Source organism: Aminobacter aminovorans (genome assembly GCF_900445235.1).
GTDB lineage: Bacteria > Pseudomonadota > Alphaproteobacteria > Rhizobiales > Rhizobiaceae > Aminobacter > Aminobacter aminovorans.
Genome location: NZ_UFSM01000001.1, coordinates 639,470 through 657,960 on the forward strand (window position 1 = coordinate 639,470; position 18,491 = coordinate 657,960).

20 protein-coding genes are annotated in these 18,491 nt (G+C 65.3%); 15 read left to right on the plus strand and 5 right to left on the minus strand.

Annotated features, from left to right (window positions below; all coding sequences use genetic code 11):
* Positions 1 to 38: 38 nt before the first annotated feature.
* The 3 genes from DY201_RS03060 to DY201_RS03070 form a co-directional block, all read right to left on the minus strand.
* On the minus strand, positions 39 to 746 hold the full coding sequence (locus tag DY201_RS03060; protein ID WP_115729927.1) for an SDR family NAD(P)-dependent oxidoreductase: 708 nt from the start codon (positions 744 to 746) through the stop codon (positions 39 to 41).
* Positions 747 to 873: 127 nt separating this feature from the next.
* Positions 874 to 2,451 (minus strand): 5-guanidino-2-oxopentanoate decarboxylase, encoded by a 1,578-nt coding sequence (locus DY201_RS03065; RefSeq protein ID WP_115729928.1) that lies wholly within the window; start codon positions 2,449 to 2,451, stop codon positions 874 to 876.
* Positions 2,448 to 3,095 (minus strand): TetR family transcriptional regulator C-terminal domain-containing protein, encoded by a 648-nt coding sequence (locus DY201_RS03070; RefSeq protein ID WP_115729929.1) that lies wholly within the window; start codon positions 3,093 to 3,095, stop codon positions 2,448 to 2,450. The genes DY201_RS03065 and DY201_RS03070 overlap by 4 nt, the downstream gene beginning before the upstream one ends.
* A gap of 233 nt (positions 3,096 to 3,328) precedes the next feature.
* Here DY201_RS03070 and DY201_RS03075 point away from each other — a divergent pair, with 233 nt between their 5' ends.
* From DY201_RS03075 to DY201_RS03100, 6 genes are all read left to right on the plus strand, one after another.
* Positions 3,329 to 4,141, plus strand: a complete 813-nt coding sequence (locus DY201_RS03075; RefSeq protein ID WP_115729930.1) for an ABC transporter ATP-binding protein — start codon at positions 3,329 to 3,331, stop codon at positions 4,139 to 4,141.
* 71 nt (positions 4,142 to 4,212) lie between these two features.
* Positions 4,213 to 4,992 carry a transporter substrate-binding domain-containing protein gene (locus tag DY201_RS03080; protein WP_115729931.1) on the plus strand — a complete coding sequence of 260 codons (780 nt, stop codon included), beginning with the start codon at positions 4,213 to 4,215 and terminating at the stop codon, positions 4,990 to 4,992.
* Between the two features lie 254 nt (positions 4,993 to 5,246).
* Positions 5,247 to 5,954, plus strand: a complete 708-nt coding sequence (locus DY201_RS03085; protein WP_342635171.1) for an ABC transporter permease — start codon at positions 5,247 to 5,249, stop codon at positions 5,952 to 5,954.
* Positions 5,951 to 6,760, plus strand: a complete 810-nt coding sequence (locus tag DY201_RS03090; protein WP_115729933.1) for an ABC transporter permease — start codon at positions 5,951 to 5,953, stop codon at positions 6,758 to 6,760. The genes DY201_RS03085 and DY201_RS03090 overlap by 4 nt, the downstream gene beginning before the upstream one ends.
* A gap of 5 nt (positions 6,761 to 6,765) precedes the next feature.
* Positions 6,766 to 7,791, plus strand: a complete 1,026-nt coding sequence (locus tag DY201_RS03095; RefSeq protein WP_115733558.1) for an Ldh family oxidoreductase — start codon at positions 6,766 to 6,768, stop codon at positions 7,789 to 7,791.
* Between the two features lie 503 nt (positions 7,792 to 8,294).
* Positions 8,295 to 8,675, plus strand: coding sequence for a hypothetical protein (locus DY201_RS03100; RefSeq protein ID WP_115729934.1), 381 nt, complete (start codon positions 8,295 to 8,297; stop codon positions 8,673 to 8,675).
* Between the two features lie 215 nt (positions 8,676 to 8,890).
* Here DY201_RS03100 and DY201_RS03105 read toward each other — a convergent pair whose 3' ends face one another.
* Positions 8,891 to 9,088, minus strand: coding sequence for a CsbD family protein (locus tag DY201_RS03105; RefSeq protein WP_115729935.1), 198 nt, complete (start codon positions 9,086 to 9,088; stop codon positions 8,891 to 8,893).
* Positions 9,089 to 9,304: 216 nt separating this feature from the next.
* Between DY201_RS03105 and DY201_RS03110 the strand changes: the two genes are divergently transcribed.
* The 3 genes from DY201_RS03110 to DY201_RS03120 all read left to right on the plus strand — a co-directional run bounded on the left by DY201_RS03110 (position 9,305) and on the right by DY201_RS03120 (position 11,710).
* Positions 9,305 to 9,763 (plus strand): DoxX family protein, encoded by a 459-nt coding sequence (locus DY201_RS03110; protein WP_115729936.1) that lies wholly within the window; start codon positions 9,305 to 9,307, stop codon positions 9,761 to 9,763.
* Positions 9,764 to 9,953: 190 nt separating this feature from the next.
* Positions 9,954 to 10,928, plus strand: coding sequence for a complex I NDUFA9 subunit family protein (locus tag DY201_RS03115; protein WP_115729937.1), 975 nt, complete (start codon positions 9,954 to 9,956; stop codon positions 10,926 to 10,928).
* Between the two features lie 14 nt (positions 10,929 to 10,942).
* A complete protein-coding gene (locus DY201_RS03120; protein ID WP_115729938.1) occupies positions 10,943 to 11,710 on the plus strand; it encodes a sulfite exporter TauE/SafE family protein in 768 nt (255 codons plus the stop codon).
* A gap of 204 nt (positions 11,711 to 11,914) precedes the next feature.
* On the opposite strand, the gene DY201_RS03125 is transcribed toward DY201_RS03120, so the two are convergent.
* The gene (locus tag DY201_RS03125; RefSeq protein WP_115729939.1) at positions 11,915 to 12,721 is read right to left on the minus strand and encodes an undecaprenyl-diphosphate phosphatase; all 807 of its coding nucleotides are present in this window, start codon (positions 12,719 to 12,721) and stop codon (positions 11,915 to 11,917) included.
* Positions 12,722 to 12,880: 159 nt separating this feature from the next.
* Here DY201_RS03125 and DY201_RS03130 point away from each other — a divergent pair, with 159 nt between their 5' ends.
* The 6 genes from DY201_RS03130 to DY201_RS03155 all read left to right on the plus strand — a co-directional run bounded on the left by DY201_RS03130 (position 12,881) and on the right by DY201_RS03155 (position 18,483).
* A complete protein-coding gene (locus DY201_RS03130) occupies positions 12,881 to 13,573 on the plus strand; it encodes a glutathione S-transferase family protein (protein ID WP_115729940.1) in 693 nt (230 codons plus the stop codon).
* Positions 13,554 to 14,702, plus strand: a complete 1,149-nt coding sequence (gene queG, locus DY201_RS03135; RefSeq protein WP_115729941.1) for a tRNA epoxyqueuosine(34) reductase QueG — start codon at positions 13,554 to 13,556, stop codon at positions 14,700 to 14,702. Before DY201_RS03130 ends, queG begins: the two co-directional genes overlap by 20 nt.
* Positions 14,703 to 14,713: 11 nt before the next feature.
* Positions 14,714 to 15,628 (plus strand): SDR family oxidoreductase, encoded by a 915-nt coding sequence (locus DY201_RS03140; RefSeq protein ID WP_115729942.1) that lies wholly within the window; start codon positions 14,714 to 14,716, stop codon positions 15,626 to 15,628.
* Between the two features lie 199 nt (positions 15,629 to 15,827).
* Complete coding sequence (gene mepA / locus DY201_RS03145) at positions 15,828 to 16,922, plus strand: penicillin-insensitive murein endopeptidase (protein WP_115729943.1); 1,095 nt, start codon at positions 15,828 to 15,830, stop codon at positions 16,920 to 16,922.
* A 128-nt stretch (positions 16,923 to 17,050) separates the two neighbouring features.
* Complete coding sequence (locus DY201_RS03150) at positions 17,051 to 17,434, plus strand: methylglyoxal synthase (RefSeq protein WP_115729944.1); 384 nt, start codon at positions 17,051 to 17,053, stop codon at positions 17,432 to 17,434.
* A 26-nt stretch (positions 17,435 to 17,460) separates the two neighbouring features.
* The gene (locus DY201_RS03155) at positions 17,461 to 18,483 is read left to right on the plus strand and encodes a glucokinase (protein ID WP_115729945.1); all 1,023 of its coding nucleotides are present in this window, start codon (positions 17,461 to 17,463) and stop codon (positions 18,481 to 18,483) included.
* Positions 18,484 to 18,491 lie beyond the last annotated feature (8 nt).

Consider the following 18,491-nt stretch of genomic DNA (forward strand, 5'->3'; position numbering starts at 1 on the left):
CGACCCCGGTCACTGCCTGAATGCTCGGGTGCTTGCCCTCACGCGCGTCCGTAGATCTCAGCCACAGTGCCGCTGGTGACCAGATTGGCCGGCGAGGCAAGCTGCGCGATCGAAGCGGCTGCCGCTTCCAGGCTGACCCATTTCGAAAAATCCGCCTTGGGCATGTCGTTGCGGTTGGTCTTGGTGTCGAGCGTCGACGGCGCCACCGCGTTGACCAGGATGTCGGCACCCTTCAGCTCTTCCGCCAGCGCCACGGTCAAGGCCGCAACCGCTGCCTTGCTTGCCGCATAGGCGACCATGCCGCCGCCTTTGCGCGGCTCGATGCCGGCGCGGGCCGAGACGTTGACGATGCGGCCGCCGGCCTTGCCGGCGATCATGCCGCGCGCTGCCGCACGGGAGCACAGGAAGGCGGTCTTGGCGTTGATGTCCATCATCTGGCCGAACTGGCCGGGATCGACCTTGTCGATCGACCCCATGTCGAAGCCGCCGGCCGAATGGATCGAGGCCCAGAGGTCGGGAATGGCATCGTAAAAGGCGTCCACGGCCTTGGCGTCGGTCAGGTCAACGCCGGTGGCGATACTCACCCGGTCTTGGCCCAAGAATTCGAACCCATCAGGCTCCGTCTTCCGGCTGATCGGCAAATGGCAGATGGCGCCCTCGGCCAGCAGATACCTGGCAACGGCCGCGCCCAGCGCACCTGTTGCGCCCGATACAACGACGTGCCGGCCCTCGAAATTGTTGGTCATGCTCGACTCCCTGGAGCGCGCGCCCGGCTGAAGCCGGACTGCCACTCCATCTCTTTGTTGCGGTTGCATCTCTGCGACGCCAGGTGATTCCACCCGGCTGCAAAATGCTCTGGCCGCGACGCGCGGCCTATTCGACGGTGAGTTCTATCAGACAGGGTTTTCCCGTCGAGCGTGCTTTCTTTAATGCACCGCCGAGCGAGCTAACATCCTGCAGGCGCTGCGTCGCAAGCCCATAGGCCTGTGCGATCAGGACGAAATCCGGCGGCACCGGCGAGACGCCGACAGGCTCGACGCCGGCGTCGAGCATCGAGGTCTCGATCTCACGATAGCCGCGGTTGTTCCAGACGACAAAGATAACGGGTGCCTGCGCGTCGAGCGCCGCACCCAGCTCCGGCAAGGTGAACTGGAAACCGCCGTCGCCGCTGAGGCACACGACAGGTGCATCCGGGACGGCGAGTGCCGCGCCGATCGCCGCCGGCGGGCCGAAGCCGAGCGCGCCATAGCCCGTTGCGGCATTGAACCAGCCACCCGGCCTGTCGTGGTCATAACAGAGATTGGCGGCATAGACCGGCTGGGTCGAGTCGCCGACGATGATCGCCCCCGGCAGCGCGTCGCGGATGGTCTCGACCGCCCTCACCTGAGCCTGCATCGCTGGCCCGATCTCCGCCCACGCAGCTTCCCGCGTCGCCCTGGCCAGCGCCGCGCCTGCCGACGAGCCTCGCCCACCGACCACCGCCGCTGCCAACCGCGCGAGTGCGGCACCGGCATCCGAACGGACCGACACCGCCGCAGGCCGCCGCACCAGCTGGCCAGCGTCGATGTCGATGCGGATCAGGTTGTTCGGCAGCACCAGGCCGCCGTCGCCATACATATCGTAGTCGGTCGGCCCGAACTCGGTGCCGACAGCGATGACCAGATCGGCCTCGGCCATCAGCGCACGCACCGCCTTGAGGCTCGGGCTCGCCGGCACGTTGAGCGGATGGCGAAACAGCAGCCCGCGGCCGTTGGTGGTCGTCACCAGGGGCGCATCGAGGGCTTCGGCCAGCGCCTTGAGTTCCGCTCCCGCCCGCTTTGCGCCGCCACCAGCCAAAATCAGCGGGCGGCGGGCGGCGCGGAGCAGGCGCAACGCCTCGGCAATTGCTGCCTCGTCCGGCGTGTCAGGCGTGGCGCGCCGTGCCAATGGCTCCATGCCATCAGCTGGCAGCGGCATGACGTCGAGCGGAATCTCGATATGCACCGGGCCCGGCCGCGCCGTGGCGAGAATCTCGAAGGCCTCCGATATCGCCTCCGGCAGCTCGGCTGCCGTCGTCACCCGCCGGGACGACAGCGCCACCTTTTCCATCATGCCGCGCTGGTCGGGCAGCTCGTGCAGGAAACCCAACCCCTTGCCCAGCGAGCCAAGCGCGTTGACGCCCGAAATGACCAGCATCGGCACCGAATCGGCGCGCGCCTGCGCCATCGCTGTGATGGTGTTGGTCAGCCCCGGCCCGGTGATGACGAAGGCCACGCCCGGCCTGCCCGAGGCGCGTGCGTAGCCGTCGGCCATGAAGCCGGCACCCTGCTCGTGGCGCGGCGTGACATGGCGGATTCTGGAGCGCGCCAGCCCACGATAGAGCTCGATCGTGTGTACGCCCGGAATGCCGAACACCGTGTCGACGCCATGCGCCTCCAGCAGCCCGATGAGCGCCTCGCCGATCGTCGTCATGCCATTTCTCCCTGCCGCAAGCTCAATCCCAATATCGCCTCGACCGCGCCGATACCGATCTCTGCCAGTTCGCCATTGGCGAACATGTCGCCGGCGAGGCAGCCTTCGACCCACAGCCCGTCGATGATCGCATTGATGGCGATGGCGTGGCGGCGCAACTCGCCTTTGCTCGCCTGCCGGCCGTCGTCGGCCAGCACCGCGGCGACGAGCGTCTCGACCTCGTCGCGGAAACCGAGATATCCGGCCCTGTGGGCCACGCCCAATGCCGGGTCGGAGCCGGCCCGGCCGATGAAGCTCGCCCAAAGTGAGAATGTCCTGACATCGATAACCGGCGGCACGAGGCTGGCGCCGACGAAGGCGGCAAGCCTCAACCTCGGCTCCTGCTCGACGGTCGAGAGTGCGGTCTTGGCGAGTTGGGTCATGCGCCCCATGATCGTTGCATAGGCCGCCTGCAGCAGGTCTTCCTTACCCGGAAAATAGTGTCGGATCAGGCCCGCGGTGACACCCGCGCGTAGCGCAATCGCCCTGACGGTTGCACCTTGAAGCCCGTTTTCGGCGACGCAATCCAGCGTCGCCTCGATCAGGTCCTGCCGCCGGCGCTCCTCGCCTTCGCGGCGGAATTTTCTCCGCGCAGCGACTGCCATGCTCACCTTCGCATCCTGAGAAAAACCGCCAGCGTCGGCTCTCCGCATTATTTATACACTTGCATAACAACGTCGCAAGTGCCGTAATGGGCGCATAAGAAGCGGGAAATGGTGCCGTTGACGCCGCAAGGCAGAAGGGTCCATCCTCACCGCCCAGGGGAACATCGCGACGCGACCATGAGCAGCCGATTGCCAGCTGACGGGACAACGTTCACACGCCGGGGCCATCGCTGATGGTTGCGGTCGACGCAGCCCGGCCCCTTGCCCCGAGCAACGGCCTCGCCGCCGAAGCCATCCATGTCGAGAACCTGCACAAGAAGTTCGGCCAGCTGCATGTGCTGAAGGGCGTGTCGCTGTCGGCGCGCGACGGCGAGGTGGTGGCGATCATCGGCGGCTCGGGCTCCGGCAAATCGACGCTCCTGCGCTGCATCAACTGCCTGGAGAACCCGACAAGTGGCATCATCCGGGTCAATGGCGAAGAGATCCGCCTCAAGCCCAACGGCTTCGGCGACAGCATTCCCGCCGACCGCCGCCAGATCGAGCGCATCCGCTCGCGCCTCGGCATGGTGTTCCAGAGCTTCAATCTGTGGAGCCACATGACACTGCTGGAAAACGTCATCGAGGTGCCGGTGCATGTGCTGGGCATCAAGCGTGTGAACGCCATCGTCGAGGCCGAGAAACTGCTCGCCCGCGTCGGCCTTGCCGAGAAACGCGACGTCTACCCTGCCTATCTTTCCGGAGGCCAGCAACAGCGCGCGGCGATTGCGCGCGCGCTCGCCGTCCAGCCGCGCGTCATGCTGTTCGACGAGCCGACCTCGGCGCTCGATCCCGAGCTCGTCGGCGAAGTGCTCAAGGTCATCGGCGACCTCGCCCGCGAGGGCCGCACCATGGTGCTGGTGACCCACGAGATGAAGTTCGCCCGCGAGGTGGCGACTCATGTGATCTATCTCTTCAACGGGCAGGTCGAGGAGGAAGGGCCACCCGAACAGATTTTTGGCGCGCCGAAGTCGGAACGCCTAAAGCAATTCATCCGCAGCATCGGCTAGCTCAAGCCGGAACTGCCTCGGCGGACGAAATCACGGGAACGATACAAAACAACGAAAACGGGAGAGACAGCATGAAAGCATTGCTTGCAACCGCGGCCCTGGCCCTGGTGCTTGGTCTAGGCGCCGGAAACGCCAGCGCCCAGTCGATCAAGGTCGGGATGGCGCCCGAACCCTACCCGCCTTTCGCCTCGCCCGACGCCTCCGGCAAATGGAGCGGCTGGGAAATGGACATGATCGATGCGCTCTGCACCGAGGCCAAGCTGCAGTGCGAGGTTACCATGACCGCCTGGGACGGACTGATCCCGGCGCTCAACTCCAAGAAGATCGACGCCATCATCAACTCGATGTCGATCACCGACGAGCGCAAGAAGTCGATCGACTTCTCCGACAAGTACTACAACACGCCGGCCGGCATCATCGGCTCCAAGGATGCCAAGTTCGAAGCCAACCCTGAGGGGCTGAAGGGCAAGATCATCGGCGTACAGGTGTCGACCGTGCATGAGGCCTATGCCAAAAAGCACTTCGCCGACGTGGCCTCCGAGATCAAGATCTACCAGACCCAGGACGAAGCCCAGGCCGACCTCGCCGCCGGCCGCGTCGACGCGGTGCAGGCGGACTCGCTTTCGCTGGCGACGTTCCTCGCCACCGATGCCGGCAAGGCCTGCTGCGACATGAAGGGCGACGTCGCCGAGGACGTAGAGATCCTCGGACCGGGCGTCGGCGTCGGCCTGCGCCAAGGCGACACCGAGCTGAAGGACAAGTTCAACGCCGCCATCAAGTCGCTGCGCGACAGCGGCAAGTATGCCGAGATCGCCAAGAAATATTTCGACTTCGACATCTACGGCAAGTGAGCTCGAGTTGCCACGCCTGCTCCGGAATGAAGTAGGGAGACATGGCACCGCGCCGACGCCATCCCTCCCCCTTGTGGGGAGGGATGAAGGGTGGGGACCTGTTCCTGCCAGCTTCGGCGACCGGCAGAACTGCCGCTGCACCTCCACCCCCAGCCCTTCCCCAGGGGGAGGGGAACGATGCCGTCCCATCATGCCAAAGGACCATTGATATCGAGCACCTGCTGAACCCGCTGCTGCAGACAAGCGCCGTCGAATTGCTGGCTATTTCGCCGCCCGGCTGGGGTGCCAACCTGTTGCGCGGGCTCGCCAATTCGATCCAGATCGCTGTCGGCGCTTTCAGCCTCGGTCTTGCTATCGGCGTCGCCGGCGCCTGGGGCAAGCTTTATGGCAGCCCGATGGTACGCGACCTGATGGAGATCTACACCACGGTCGTGCGTGCCGTGCCGGAGTTGGTGCTGATCCTGCTGCTCTATTATGCCGGCACCGACCTCATCAACCGCGCCCTCGGCAGCATGGGCTACGCCGCCGTCGACATCTCTGGCCTCGTCGCCGGCATCGGCGTGCTCGGCATCGTCCAGGGCGCCTACGCTACCGAGGTCATCCGCGGCGCCATCCTGGCCATACCGCAGGGCCAGATCGAGGCCGCGCGGGCCTATGGCATGCCGCCGGGCAAGATCTTGCGCCGTATCACCCTGCCGGCGATGCTGCCCTTCGCCATTCCCGGCCTCGCCAATCTCTGGCTCATCGCCACAAAGGACACGGCACTTCTGGCCGTCGTCGGCTTCAACGAGCTGACCCAGGAGACACGCCAGGCTGGCGCCACCACCAAGGCCTACTTCACCTTCTTCGTCGCCGCCGGCGTGCTCTACCTGCTGCTGACGCTGTTCTCGAACGTCATCATCGGCCGCATCGAGCGCTGGGCACGGCGCGGCATGCCGCCGATCGCTGAGACCGGCCGATGAGCACCGCCACTCCCGCCACGACTGTGTCCGTCATCCGCTCCGAGTGGCTGCAGCCGCACCGCATCGTGCTGATCGCCATCGCTGCGGCACTTGTGCTCTCGGCCGCCATCTTCATGCGTTGGGACTGGCTGCCCAAATATTACGACCTGGCACTGCTTGGCATCTGGCGCACCATCTGGATTCTCGCCGTGACCGTGACGCTCGGCTTCATGCTCGCAGTGCCGCTCGGGCTTGCCCAGGCCGCAGGTCCGTTCTGGCTGGCGTGGCCGGCCAAGGCCTTCTGCACCGTCATCCGCGGCACCCCGCTGCTGCTGCAGCTCTGGCTTCTCTATTACGGCCTCGGTTCGCTGTTCCCGCAATATCCGTGGATCAGGCAATCCGAACTCTGGCCGATCCTGAGACAGGCCTGGCCCTATGCCGTCGTCGCGCTGACCTTGTCCTATGCCGCCTACGAAGGCGAGGTGATGCGCGGCGCCTTCGCCGGCGTACCGAGGGGGCAGCTCGAAGCCGCGCGCGCCTTCGGTATGAGCCCGTGGAAGCGCTTCCGCCGCATCTGGCTGCCGCAGGCGATCCATCGGGCGCTGCCGACGCTTGCGGGTGAAACGGTGCTGCAGCTCAAGGCGACGCCGCTGGTCGCCACCATCACTGTCATCGACATCTACGCGGTGGCCTCGCGCGTTCGCCAGGATACCTTCATCGTCTACGAGCCGCTGTTGCTGCTCGCCCTCATCTATCTGATCATCACCGGCATCCTCGTCTTCGGCTTTCGCAAGCTGGAGGCGAGGATTCCGTCCAGACTGGGATGACGCCCATGCCGCAGACAAAGACAGAAACCATCACGCTCAACCTCGAAGAGGCGCGCGCCCTGTGCATCGCCGCGGCGATCGGCGCGGGCGCTGGCGAGGAAATGGCGATTTCAATCGCGCTTGCTGCCGTCGCCGCCGAAGCCGACGGCCAGGCGAGCGTCGGGCTGTCGCATTATGTCGATTATCTCGAGGCGCTCGAGGCCGGGCGCATCGACGGCAAGGCCGAGCCCGTCGTCACCCGCCCGGCGCTGGCGATCTATCTGTCCGACGGGCAGCGTGGTGCTGCACATACCGGCTTCGACCGCAACTTCGACGAGATCGCCAAGGCGGCGCGGCTGTTCGGCGTCACCGTCTTTGCGCAGAAGAATGCCTACACCTGCGGCTCGCTCGGCTATTTCACCGGCCGCCTCGCCGAAGCCGGTCTCGTCGCGCTCGCCGCCACCAATGGCCCGGCGCTCGTCGCCGGCTCCGGCTCGACAAAGCCGGTCTACTGCACCAACCCGATCTCGCTTGCAGCGCCCGCAGCCGACGGGCCGCCTCTGGTCATCGACCAGTCGTCGAGCGCCACCGCCTTCGTCAATGTTCGCAAGGCGGCTGAAACAGGCGAGGCGATCCCCGAGGGCTGGGCGCTCGATGCCAAGGGCAAGCCGACGACGGACGCCAAGAAGGCGATGAAAGGTGTCTTGCTCGCCTTCGGCGGCGCGCGCGGCGCCAATGTCGCACTGATGGTCGAGGTGCTTGCCGCCGGCGTCGCCGGCGCCAACTGGTCGATCGACGCGCCATCCATCACGGAAGGCCATCAGACGCCCGGTACCGGGCTGTTCATCGTCGCCTTGGACCCAAAACTGTTCGACCCCGGCTTCGAAGCCCGCATGCGCGAACAGCTCGACCGGCTGTCCAGCCAGTATCACGTCCACATCCCCGGCCCGGCCAAGGCCGCCGCCCGGGCCCGTTCGGAGGTGGAAGGGATCACCGTGCCATCAGCTGTTCACGCCCGTATCTCGGGATTTGCCGCGCGTCAGGCAGACTGACCGGGCAGCATTTTCGACCCTTTTCAGAACCAAACCACCGGACCAGCAAGCCTGGACCGCAGCGCGGCTTCAACGTCTCGGCATGGATCCCCAGGATCTGCGCACTCGCTGCGCTCGCGCTTCGACCCGAGGATGACGGATGCGGAGGGGCTCAGCGCCAATCGCCAACGTCTCCGACAGGCGGCACGTTCTCTGATTAGCGGGAGCGTCTCCTCCGGCCGTCATCCTCGTGCCCGTAGCGGCGTCAGCCGCGAAGGGTCACGGGGATCCAGGCCGTGACCTTCATGATGTTATCTGCGGTCCAGAACCACCGTACGAACCCCCGCGAAAATAATTCGAACTTCCTTTGAACCTTTCCCGCTGACGCTGCGACGCAGTCATGTCCAGGGCGAGGTGAGCTCGCCAGATCAACCGGGGGGAACCCACACCGAAAGATCGTTCCGACGTGGAAACCAGAGCGTTTCCGCGACCCCGAAACGCAACCTCGAAAAGGGAATGAGACAATGAAGACCAAGATCACCATCCTGACCGCCGTCCTACTGCTTGCCGGCGCCATCGGCAGCGCCAATGCCGCCAGCTTCTCTGCCGGGCCGAGCGGCGGCGACCGTCCGTCGGGTCCGAGCGATATCTCCGACGCCCCCGGCGGCAACGGCCCTTCGGGCCCCGGCGACATCTCCGACGCCCCCGACAATGACAAGCCGTCCGGCCCGAGCGGCAAGGCTTCGTCGGGCAATGGCGGCGCGACCGAAGACAAGTACTGCAAGAACGGCTCGAGCAAGTTCCCGGACTGCAACACCAAGTTCATCCAGGACTGCAAGGCCGCAGGTGGCAACATGTCGGGTCAGCAGGGTTGGGGTGGCAAGACCTGCCGGGAACCCTCCTGATGCCTCGGGCATGATCGAAAAGTCTGGAACCGGCTTTAGGATCATGCCTCGCGAAGGCTGCGGCCTCGCCAGACATCGGTCACCCGATTGCTGCCATCCGGAGAACCCCGCCTCGCGCGGGGTTTTCTGCATCGTCGCTATCTGCAACGAAAAGCCCCGCTCGACGGCGGGGCTCTGCGCGGGAAAATCCCCCGCGGCGCGTTGCGAAAGACGGTTCAGTGGCGGGAGAGCCAGCTGTCGATGTCCTTTTCGACCTCTTCCTGGGCCTTGCCATAACGGGCTTGCAGCTTGCCGGCGAGTTCCTTGCGCTTGCCCTTGATTACGTCGAGGTCATCGTCGGTCAGCTTGCCCCACTGGCTCTGCACCTTGCCCTTGAACTGCTCCCAATTGCCTTCGATCTGGTTCCAATTCATCGCGATTTCTCCTTTCGGGGATTGATATGGATTGGCACGACAGGTCCGCCGCACTGGGGGGTCAACGCCTCGGTCAGCGCAGGGTTCCGACATTTTTAAAGTTGACTTTGTCAATCAGCTTTATATCAAACCTTGTTGACTTGACCGTGACCCGGCCATCGCGGCGTTGGTGCATTGCAATACTTTCAATCGTACATAGCCCCCGCAATCGGAGACATGTCCTTGACCCTGACGACCGAAACTTCCGGCCGCCGACTGTTCATCCCCGCGCTCCGCGGCCTCTACTCGAACCTTCACGACACCGCTGAAACCGTCCTGCGCGTCGTCGCGGGCGTTGCGCTGGTCACCCATGGCCTCGGCAAGATCTCCGATCCGTTCGGCGCCGCCGGCATGGTCGAGGGGCTCGGCTTCTACCCGGGCGCCTTCTGGTCGCTGCTTTTGTCCTGCACCGAGTTCTTCGGCGGCATCCTGATCGCCATCGGCCTGTTCACGCGCCCGGCCGCCTTCGCCGCCATGTTCGTGCTGCTGGTCACCGTCTGGTTCCACTGGGTCACGATGAGCCAAGGCTACCAGGGCGCCGAGAAGTCGATCATCTGGGCTGCGATCTTCCTGTTCTTCGTCATTCGCGGCGGCAACCGCCACTCGGTCGATGCGCGCCTCGGCCGCGAGTTCTAGTTTGTGACCGCATGATCGTTTCCGGAAACCCGATGTCGATCGTGCCCTGAAACCCTGCCTCCCAAGGCAAGCCGCATGCCCGCGCCAGATCGGCGCGGGCCGCTCCGTGCAGTCGCTCGATGATTGCCTTTTTCGCGAAACGGGCTAAGAAACGCTACATCTTCTGCCCCTTTGGCGACCGGAGCCAGCGATGACTGAAATTCTGCAGACCCCGCAACTCGTGACCGTTTTCGGCGGGTCAGGCTTCCTCGGCCGCCATGTCGTGCGGGCGCTGGCCAAGCGCGGGTATCTCGTGCGCGTCGCCTGCCGCCGGCCCGACCTCGCCTTCCACCTGCAGCCGCTCGGCAATGTCGGGCAGATCCAGCCGGTGCAGGCCAATCTGCGCGTGCGCTGGTCGGTCGACCGCGCCGTCCAGGGCGCATCGCACGTCGTCAACCTCGTCGGCATCCTGCATGAAGGCGGCCGCCAGCGTTTCTCGACTGTGCAGGAATTCGGCGCCCGTGCCGTCGCCGAGGCCGCCCGTGCCGTCGGCGCCTCGCTGACCCATGTCTCGGCCCTCGGCGCCGACGCAAACTCGCCCTCGGCATACGCCCAGACCAAGGCGCGCGGCGAAAAGGCCGTTCTGGACACGCTGCCAAACGCGGTGATCTACCGTCCGTCGATCGTCTTCGGCCCCGAGGACCAGTTCTTCAACCGCTTCGCCAACATGGCCCGTTTCTCGCCGGTGCTGCCGCTGATCGGCGGCGGCGAAACCCGGTTTCAGCCGATCTATGTCGGCGACGTCGCCGAAGCGGTCGCGCGGGCCGTCGACGGCAAGGTCAAGGGCGGCTCGATCTACGAGCTCGGCGGCCCTCAGGTGCTGAGCTTCAAAGAGTGCATGGAGGAGATGCTCGAGGTCATCGATCGCAAGCGCACGCTGGTGCCGGTGCCCTGGTCGATCGCCAACCTGCAGGCCTCGATCCTCGGCATGCTGCCCAATCCGCTGCTGACCAAGGACCAGGTCCTTTTGCTGCGTTCCGACAATGTCGTGTCCAAGGCAGCCCTCGACGAAGGCCGGACCATCGCAGCCACAGGCATCGCGCCCAAGTCGACCGCATCGATCCTGCCGAGCTACCTCTGGCGCTACCGCGCCGCCGGACAGTTCACGCGCCGGACGGAAGCCTGACCGACTGAGGGCGCATGGACGCCCTCGCCTCCCTCCTGCCGCAAGGCACCGACCCGCTCATCGGGATTGTCCTCATCGTCGCCAGCGCCTTTACCTCGGCGCTGACAGCCGCCTTCGGTGTCGGCGGCGGCATTGCCATGCTGACGCTGATGGGCCTGTTCGTGCCGGTGGCCGCGCTTATCCCCGTCCATGGCGCGGTACAGCTCGGCTCCAACACCGGCCGCGCCTGGCACCAACGCGCCAATGTGCGCATGGACGTCGCCGCCCCCTTCATTGCCGGCTCGGTCGTCGGTGCCGTCATCGGCGCCTTCGTCGTCATCCAGCTGCCCGACGCCTGGCTCAAGCTGGTGCTCGGCGCCTTCGTCATCGCCATTACCTGGGCCAAGGTCCCCGGCATCGACAAATTGACCCGCACCGGGCTTGCCATAGGCAGTGTTATCGTCGCGCTGATCGGCATGCTTGTCGGCGCCACCGGACCGCTGGTCTCGGTGCTGTTCGCGCAGTTTTTTGCCAATGACCGCAAAGCGCTCGTCGCCACCCATGCCGCCGGCATGGTTGCCCAGCACGGACTCAAGATCATCGTCTTCGGCCTCGCCGGCTTCGCCTTCTGGGACTGGCTGCCGCTGATCGGCGCGATGATCGTCTCGGGCTATCTCGGCACCGTCTACGGCACCAGACTGCTCGAACGCATGCCGGAGGAGAGCTTCCGCAAATGGTTCAAGATCGCCATCACCGTGCTGGCGCTGGACCTGCTGCGCCGCGGGCTGACGGGGCTGGCGTGAACTTTCCGCGCGCACAAACAACCAGTCAGCCAAGCGCGCTGGATCTTCTGCATCTGAAAGGGGCGCAACGGCGACATCCTCCCTCCCACTTGTGGGGAGGAACAAAGGGCGGGGGGTGCCAACGCGGTTCGATCACCGGCAGCGCTGCCGAAACGATCTCAACCCAACCCCTAACCCCTTCCCACAAGGGGAAGGGAAACGCGTTCAGCCCCAGACCATCAGCGCGATCAACCCGACGCCGCCGACAAGCAGGCGCCACCAGCCGAACAACGCGTAGCCGTTGCGCGAGACGTAATCGAGCAGGTGACGCACGACCAACAGCGCGGTGATGAAGGCTGCCAGGAAGCCGACCGAAATCACCGGCAGGTCCGCCGCCGACAGGATGTCACGGTTCTTGTAGAGATCGTAGGCAAAGGCGCCGGCCATAGTCGGCATCGCCAGGAAGAACGAGAACTCGGCCGCCGCGCGCTTCTCCACGCCCATCAGCAACGAGCCGACGATTGTTGCGCCCGAGCGCGAGGTGCCGGGGATCATCGCCAGGCACTGGAACAGGCCGATCTTGAGATAGACCGAAAGCGGAAAGTTGGTGACGTCGCCATAGCGCGGCTTGAGGTCGAGCCTGTCGAGGAACAACAGCACCAGGCCGCCGAGGATCAGCATGACGCAGATCAGGCGCGGCGATTCGAACAGCACCGTCTTGATGAAATCGTGCGCCACAGCACCGATGATCGCCGCCGGCAGGAAGGCGATCAGGATGCCTGCGACGAAACGCTGCGTCTTGGGATCGGAGGGCAGTGTCACCAGCATCTGCCACAGCTTGGCGGCATAGACCGACAGGATCGCCAGGATCGCGCCGAGCTGGATCAGGATCTCGAAAGTCTTGCCGGTCGAGTTGAAACCGAGGAAATGCCCGGCGAGCAGGATATGACCGGTCGAGGACACGGGGATGAATTCTGTCAGGCCCTCGAGCAGGCCGAGCAGGAGTGCATTGATGATTGTCTGGCTATCCATTCCAATCCCCGCGAGGCGTTCATGCGCGATTGCTTGTCATGCGGCGGAACTCACCCTATAGGTCGGGTCGCCCGAGAGCCCGGCGAGCCGGGCCCAGAAGCTCTAGCGACGCTCCAGGCGATTCGCCAGAGCGCCATCGATCACGAATTTCGCAGGACCATGCTGACGCTTTTCCACCACCCGATGTTTGCCACATGCCGTTTCGTCCGTCTGGCGTTCGGCGAGTATGGCGAGGAGCTGGCGCTGATCGAGGAGAAGCCGTGGACGCGGCGCAAGGAGTTCCTGTCGCTCAACCCGGCCGGAACGCTACCGGTGCTGTTGGCCGAGGGCGACGTGCCGATCGTCGGCGCGATGATCATTTCCGAATATATCGACGAGACCCGCGGCGTGCTGAAGCGCGAGCGCCGGCTGTTTGCCGAAGACCCGATGGAACGCGCCGAAATCCGCCGCCTGACCGACTGGTACCTGACCAAGACCGAAAGCGAAGTGACCCGGCATCTCGTGCGCGAGCGCGTGCTCAAGCCGCTGATGCCGGAAGCTGCCGGCGGCGGCTCGCCCGATTCGGCGGCAATCCGTGCCGCCCGCGCCAATATTCGCCAGCACATGAAATACACCAACTGGCTCGCCGGCACACGCCACTGGCTCGCCGGCTCGCGCATCACCTATGCCGACCTTGCCGCCGCCGCTTCGCTTTCGGTGCTCGACTATCTCGGCGAGATCGACTGGCGCGAATATTCCTCGGCGCGCGAATGGTACACGCGCGTCAAGTCGCGTCCGTCCTTCCGGCCCCTGCTCACCGACCGGGTGCGCGGGCTGACCCCGGCATCGCATTATGCGGACCTCGATTTCTGATAGCGCGCTGCGCCAGCTGATCGAACGCGAAGCCAGCCGCGCCGGCTTCGCCGCCATCGCGGTCACACGTCCCGACGCCATCCCTCTTGCGCCTGCCCGCCTCGCACAGTTCGTCGGCGAAGGCCTGCATGGCTCCATGGCCTGGATGGCGGAGACACTGGAACGGCGCAGCGAACCTTCCGTCCTGTGGCCCGAAGTGCGCTCGATCGTCGTGCTTGCCATGAACTATGGCCCAGACAGCGATCCGCGCGCGCTCCAGGCCATGCCGGACCGCGCGGCGATATCGGTCTATGCGCGCAACCGCGACTATCATGACGTGATGAAGGGTCGTCTGAAGGAGATCGCCGGCAAGATCGTCGCCCGCGCCGGCGGCGACGTGAAGGTGTTCGTCGACACGGCACCGGTGATGGAAAAGCCGCTGGCCGAGGCGGCAGGGCTTGGCTGGCAGGGTAAGCACACCAATCTGGTCAGCCGCGAGTTTGGCTCGTGGCTGTTCCTCGGTACCATCTTCACGACAGCAGAACTCACAGCCGACGATGCCGAAATCGACCATTGCGGTTCTTGCCGCGCTTGCCTCGACGCCTGCCCGACAAACGCCTTCCCGGCGCCCTACCGCATCGACGCGCGGCGCTGCATTTCCTACCTGACCATCGAGAACAAGGGCCCAATCCCGCTCGAATTCCGACAGAAGATCGGCAATCGCATCTATGGCTGCGACGACTGTCTCGCTGCCTGCCCGTGGAACAAGTTCGCCCAGGCCGCATCCGAGCAGAAGCTCGCCGCCCGTGACGACCTGCGCGAACCGCGTCTCGCAGAGTTGCTCTTGCTCGACGACGCGACGTTCCGCACGTTCTTTTCAGGCTCCCCGGTCAAGCGCATCGGCCGCGACCGCTTCGTCCGTAATGTGCTGATCGCAGCGGGCAATTCCGCCGACACCACGCTGATCGAGCCCTGCCGGACGCTGCTCTCGGATGCCTCGCCCCTGGTGCGTGGCGCCGCCGTGTGGGCGTTGTCGCGGCTGTTGCCGGACGCGACGTTTTCGGCCCTTGCAGAACAGATGCTGAAGGTCGAAATCGAAGACGACGTGATCGCGGAATGGCAGGCCGGGCTCACCCAAGTCGAACTCTAGCGGACGCAGGCATGACCGAGCAGAATTTCTTCATCTTCGGCGCCGGCTATTCCGGCAAGGCTTTTGCACAGATGCGCCCGCGAGACGTCAGCGTGGCCGGTACCACACGTTCATCGGACAAGTTCCCGGCGCTCGAGGCCGCCGGCATCAAACCCTTCGTCTTTGATGGCCATCTCACCCCCGAAATCCGGGTGCAACTGGCCAAGACCACCCATCTCGTCGTCTCAGCCGCGCCCGGCGACGACGGCGATCCGGTGCTCAACGCCGCCCGCGAGACGATCATGCACGGCATGCCGCTGCTGCGCTGGATCGGCTATCTCTCGACCGTCGGCGTCTATGGCGACCATGGCGGCGCCTGGATCGACGAGACCGCCACATGCCGGCCCAAGCCTGGCCGTTCGACCATGCGGCTCGACGCCGAGCAGGCATGGCACGAGCTTGGCGAAAAGATCGCACGTCCGGTCGCCATCCTGCGCCTGTCAGGCATCTACGGTCCTGGGCGCAACGCCTTCGTCAACCTCGAAAACGGAACCGCCAAGAGGCTGGTCAAGAAGGACCAGGTGTTCAACCGCATCCATGTCCAGGACATATCAGCCGCGCTGTGGTTCCTTGCCAGGGGCGACTATGGCGGGGTCTTCAACGTCACCGACGACGAGCCGGCGCCGCCGCAGGACGTGGTCGCCTATGCGGCCGAAAAGATGGGTGTTGCCCCGCCGCCCGAAATTCCGTTCGAGACCGCCCAACTTTCGCCCATGGCGCGGTCCTTCTATGGCGAAAACAAACGAGTCGCCAATGCCGCGATCAAGGCGCTCGGCTTCACGTTCGGCATGCCCGACTACCGCCTGGCGCTGGACAGCATGTGGGCCGATGGCAGTTGGCGCGGAGAAGGCGAAAGCGACAGGCGCAGCCCGATCAGGCGGGGCTGAGCCAGGGGAGATCGTGATCCCGAACCGAAGTTCCGCGTAGCGCGCCGATTTTCGGACAAGATCACGCTTCCGCCAACGGAAAGAGCCCGTTTCCGAGTCGATCGGAACGGGACACTGGACGAAATGACCACGGTACGGGTGCTGAAATTTACCTTTCGGTAACCGTGGCAGCCCAAGCTGGCTGAGAGGATCGGGTTCCATGATGGCATTTTTCAGCGGATTTCTTGGCAAGGCAGGGCGGCTCCTGATGGCGGCCGCAACGCTTGGCCTTGTCGGCACCGACATACAGGCGGCCAGCGCCTCGGAGCTCGCCAAGGATCTGTTCGGCGGCAAGAAGCTGCCTGCAGCGATCGCGCCCGCATCCTACGGCTTCTATTCCAAGGGCTGTTTCTCGGGTGGCGTCGCCATCGCCACCGACGGACCCACCTGGCAAGCGATGCGGCTGTCGCGCAACCGGCGCTGGGGCCATCCGAAAATGATCGCGCTGATCGAGGAGCTGTCGCGGGAAGCCACCCAGGACGGCTGGCCCGGCCTGCTCGTCGGCGACATCTCGCAGCCGCGTGGCGGGCCGATGCTGACCGGCCACGCCTCGCACCAGATCGGCCTCGACGCCGACATCTGGCTGACGCCGATGCCTGACCACCGGCTGTCGCCGACCGAGCGCGAGAACATGAGTGCCGTGTCGATGGTCAACGAAAAGACGCATCGCGTCATCGAGAAGCGTTGGACGCCGGCGCATACGCGCCTGCTCGAGCGCGCCGCGAGCTACCCCGAGGTCGAGCGTATCCTGGTCAATCCGGGCATCAAGAAGAAGCTTTGCGACACCGTCACCGGCGATCGCTCCTGGCTGCGCAAGGTTCGTCCGTTCTGGGGCCACGACTATCATTTCCATGTCCGCATAGGCTGCCAGCCGGGTTCGCAGGGTTGCAAGGAGCAGGATGCCACGCCGCGCGGCGACGGCTGCGACAAGTCGCTGGCCTGGTGGTTCACCGAGGAGCCATGGCGTCCGGCCACCGGCCCGGCCAAGCCCAGGGCGCGCGACATCATGACGATGGCAAGCCTGCCCAAGGCATGCCGCGCCGTGCTCGATGCACCCTCGCCGACCTCGGAAGCCGCCGTCACCTACCATGGCCCCGGCGGCAGCGAATATGCGGCCACGCCAGCCCCCTCGGCTCCGGCAGTGGCCGAGACGCCTGTCATCACCGAGCCCGGCGTGCCGGCCGCGGCAAACGCCTTCGCGCCACGGCCTTCGGTCGACATCCCGCTGCCGCGCCCCCGGCCTGCCAACAAATAGGCCCAGCCAACAAGTAGGCTGGGCGCGTTGGCCGCGCCGGCTGCATTCACGGCACCCCGGCGCTTCCAAAGCGATCGAAATCGGTCTATGGAATTTCAACCGATTTAGCTTGCCTGGACGAACCCCAAGTGACACCAGCTTTGCGTCTCGCACTGATCGCCCATGACGAGAAGAAGGACGACCTCGTCGCCTTCGCCGGCGATCATGTCGACTTTCTCATGGCGTGCCACATCGTCGCCACCGGCACCACCGGCCAGCGCATCCTGGCAGCCTGCCCGAACCTCAACCTGACGCCACTGAAAAGCGGCCCGCTCGGCGGCGACCAGCAGATCGGCGCGCTGATCAGCGAGGGCAAGATCGACCTTTTGATTTTCTTCGTTGATCCGCTGACGCCGATGCCGCATGACGTCGATGTGAAGGCATTGATGCGGCTTGCCATCGTCTACGACATTCCCATGGCGTTGAACCGGGCGACGGCCGAGATCATGCTGGAAAACCAGGAGAACGGCTGAACGCCGGCGCGGGGACGAAACAGGGCATGTCACATCAGAGCGACCAGTCGCAGGCTCTCCCCTTTCCGATCCTGATCGGCGACATCGGCGGCACCAATGCGCGTTTTGCCATCGTCGAGAGCGCCGACAAGGATGCCGGCGAGCCGCGCATCGTCCAGACCGCCAGCTACGCCACCATCGACGACGCCATCCTTGCCGTGCTCGACGGCGCGCCGGTGCGTCCGCGTTCGGCTGTCCTTGCTGTGGCCGGCCCGGTCGAGGGCGAGGAAATCGCCCTCACCAATTGTCCCTGGGTCGTGCGCCCGCGGCAGATGTTTGCGACGATCGACCTCGTCGACATCCTGGTGCTCAACGACTTCGAGGCTCAGGCGCTCGCCGTCGTGGCGCTTGGCAACGAGCATATGGAAAAGATCGGCGGCGGCGAGCCTGAGCAGGGCGCCGGCCGCGTCGTTCTCGGTCCAGGCACCGGCCTCGGCGTCGCCGGGCTGGTCCACGCTCTCGGGCGCTGGATTCCCATTCCCGGCGAAGGCGGCCACATGGACATCGGTCCGCGCTCCAAGCGCGACTTCGAGGTGTTCCCACATATCGAGAAGCTGGACGGCCGCATCTCGGGCGAGCAGATCCTGTGTGGCCGCGGACTGGTCAACACCTACCGCGCTGTCGCCAGGGCCGACGGCAAGACGCCTGTGCTCACCCAGCCGGCGCAGGTCACCGCCGCCGCATTGGATGGCAGCGACCCGGTCGCGGTCGAGGCGCTCGAGCTGTTCGTCACCTGCCTCGGCCGCACTGCCGGCGACCTCGCTCTGGTGTTCAAGAGCAAGGGTGGCGTCTTCCTCACCGGCGGCATCGCCCAGAAGATCGTGCCGGCGCTGAAACGGGGCAATTTCCGCGAGGCCTTCGAGGACAAGGCGCCGCATCGCGAGCTGATGGCCTCGATGCCAGTCTATGTCATCACCCAGCCGCTGGCGGCCCTTGCCGGGCTTGCCGCCTATGCCCGCAACCCTGATCTCTTCGGCATCGAGACCGGCGATCGGCGCTGGCGCAGCTAAGCATTGCC

Bases quoted from the DNA above. Each gene is read 5' to 3' on its own strand.
- DY201_RS03060 (WP_115729927.1), bottom strand. From the start codon at position 746: ATGACCAACAATTTCGAGGGCCGGCACGTCGTTGTATCGGGCGCAACA.
- DY201_RS03065 (WP_115729928.1), bottom strand. From the start codon at position 2,451: ATGACGACGATCGGCGAGGCGCTCATCGGGCTGCTGGAGGCGCATGGC.
- DY201_RS03070 (WP_115729929.1), bottom strand. From the start codon at position 3,095: ATGGCAGTCGCTGCGCGGAGAAAATTCCGCCGCGAAGGCGAGGAGCGC.
- DY201_RS03075 (WP_115729930.1), top strand. From the start codon at position 3,329: ATGGTTGCGGTCGACGCAGCCCGGCCCCTTGCCCCGAGCAACGGCCTC.
- DY201_RS03080 (WP_115729931.1), top strand. From the start codon at position 4,213: ATGAAAGCATTGCTTGCAACCGCGGCCCTGGCCCTGGTGCTTGGTCTA.
- DY201_RS03090 (WP_115729933.1), top strand. From the start codon at position 5,951: ATGAGCACCGCCACTCCCGCCACGACTGTGTCCGTCATCCGCTCCGAG.
- DY201_RS03095 (WP_115733558.1), top strand. From the start codon at position 6,766: ATGCCGCAGACAAAGACAGAAACCATCACGCTCAACCTCGAAGAGGCG.
- DY201_RS03100 (WP_115729934.1), top strand. From the start codon at position 8,295: ATGAAGACCAAGATCACCATCCTGACCGCCGTCCTACTGCTTGCCGGC.
- DY201_RS03105 (WP_115729935.1), bottom strand. From the start codon at position 9,088: ATGAATTGGAACCAGATCGAAGGCAATTGGGAGCAGTTCAAGGGCAAG.
- DY201_RS03110 (WP_115729936.1), top strand. From the start codon at position 9,305: ATGTCCTTGACCCTGACGACCGAAACTTCCGGCCGCCGACTGTTCATC.
- DY201_RS03115 (WP_115729937.1), top strand. From the start codon at position 9,954: ATGACTGAAATTCTGCAGACCCCGCAACTCGTGACCGTTTTCGGCGGG.
- DY201_RS03120 (WP_115729938.1), top strand. From the start codon at position 10,943: ATGGACGCCCTCGCCTCCCTCCTGCCGCAAGGCACCGACCCGCTCATC.
- DY201_RS03125 (WP_115729939.1), bottom strand. From the start codon at position 12,721: ATGGATAGCCAGACAATCATCAATGCACTCCTGCTCGGCCTGCTCGAG.
- DY201_RS03130 (WP_115729940.1), top strand. From the start codon at position 12,881: ATGCTGACGCTTTTCCACCACCCGATGTTTGCCACATGCCGTTTCGTC.
- queG (WP_115729941.1), top strand. From the start codon at position 13,554: ATGCGGACCTCGATTTCTGATAGCGCGCTGCGCCAGCTGATCGAACGC.
- DY201_RS03140 (WP_115729942.1), top strand. From the start codon at position 14,714: ATGACCGAGCAGAATTTCTTCATCTTCGGCGCCGGCTATTCCGGCAAG.
- mepA (WP_115729943.1), top strand. From the start codon at position 15,828: ATGATGGCATTTTTCAGCGGATTTCTTGGCAAGGCAGGGCGGCTCCTG.
- DY201_RS03155 (WP_115729945.1), top strand. From the start codon at position 17,461: ATGTCACATCAGAGCGACCAGTCGCAGGCTCTCCCCTTTCCGATCCTG.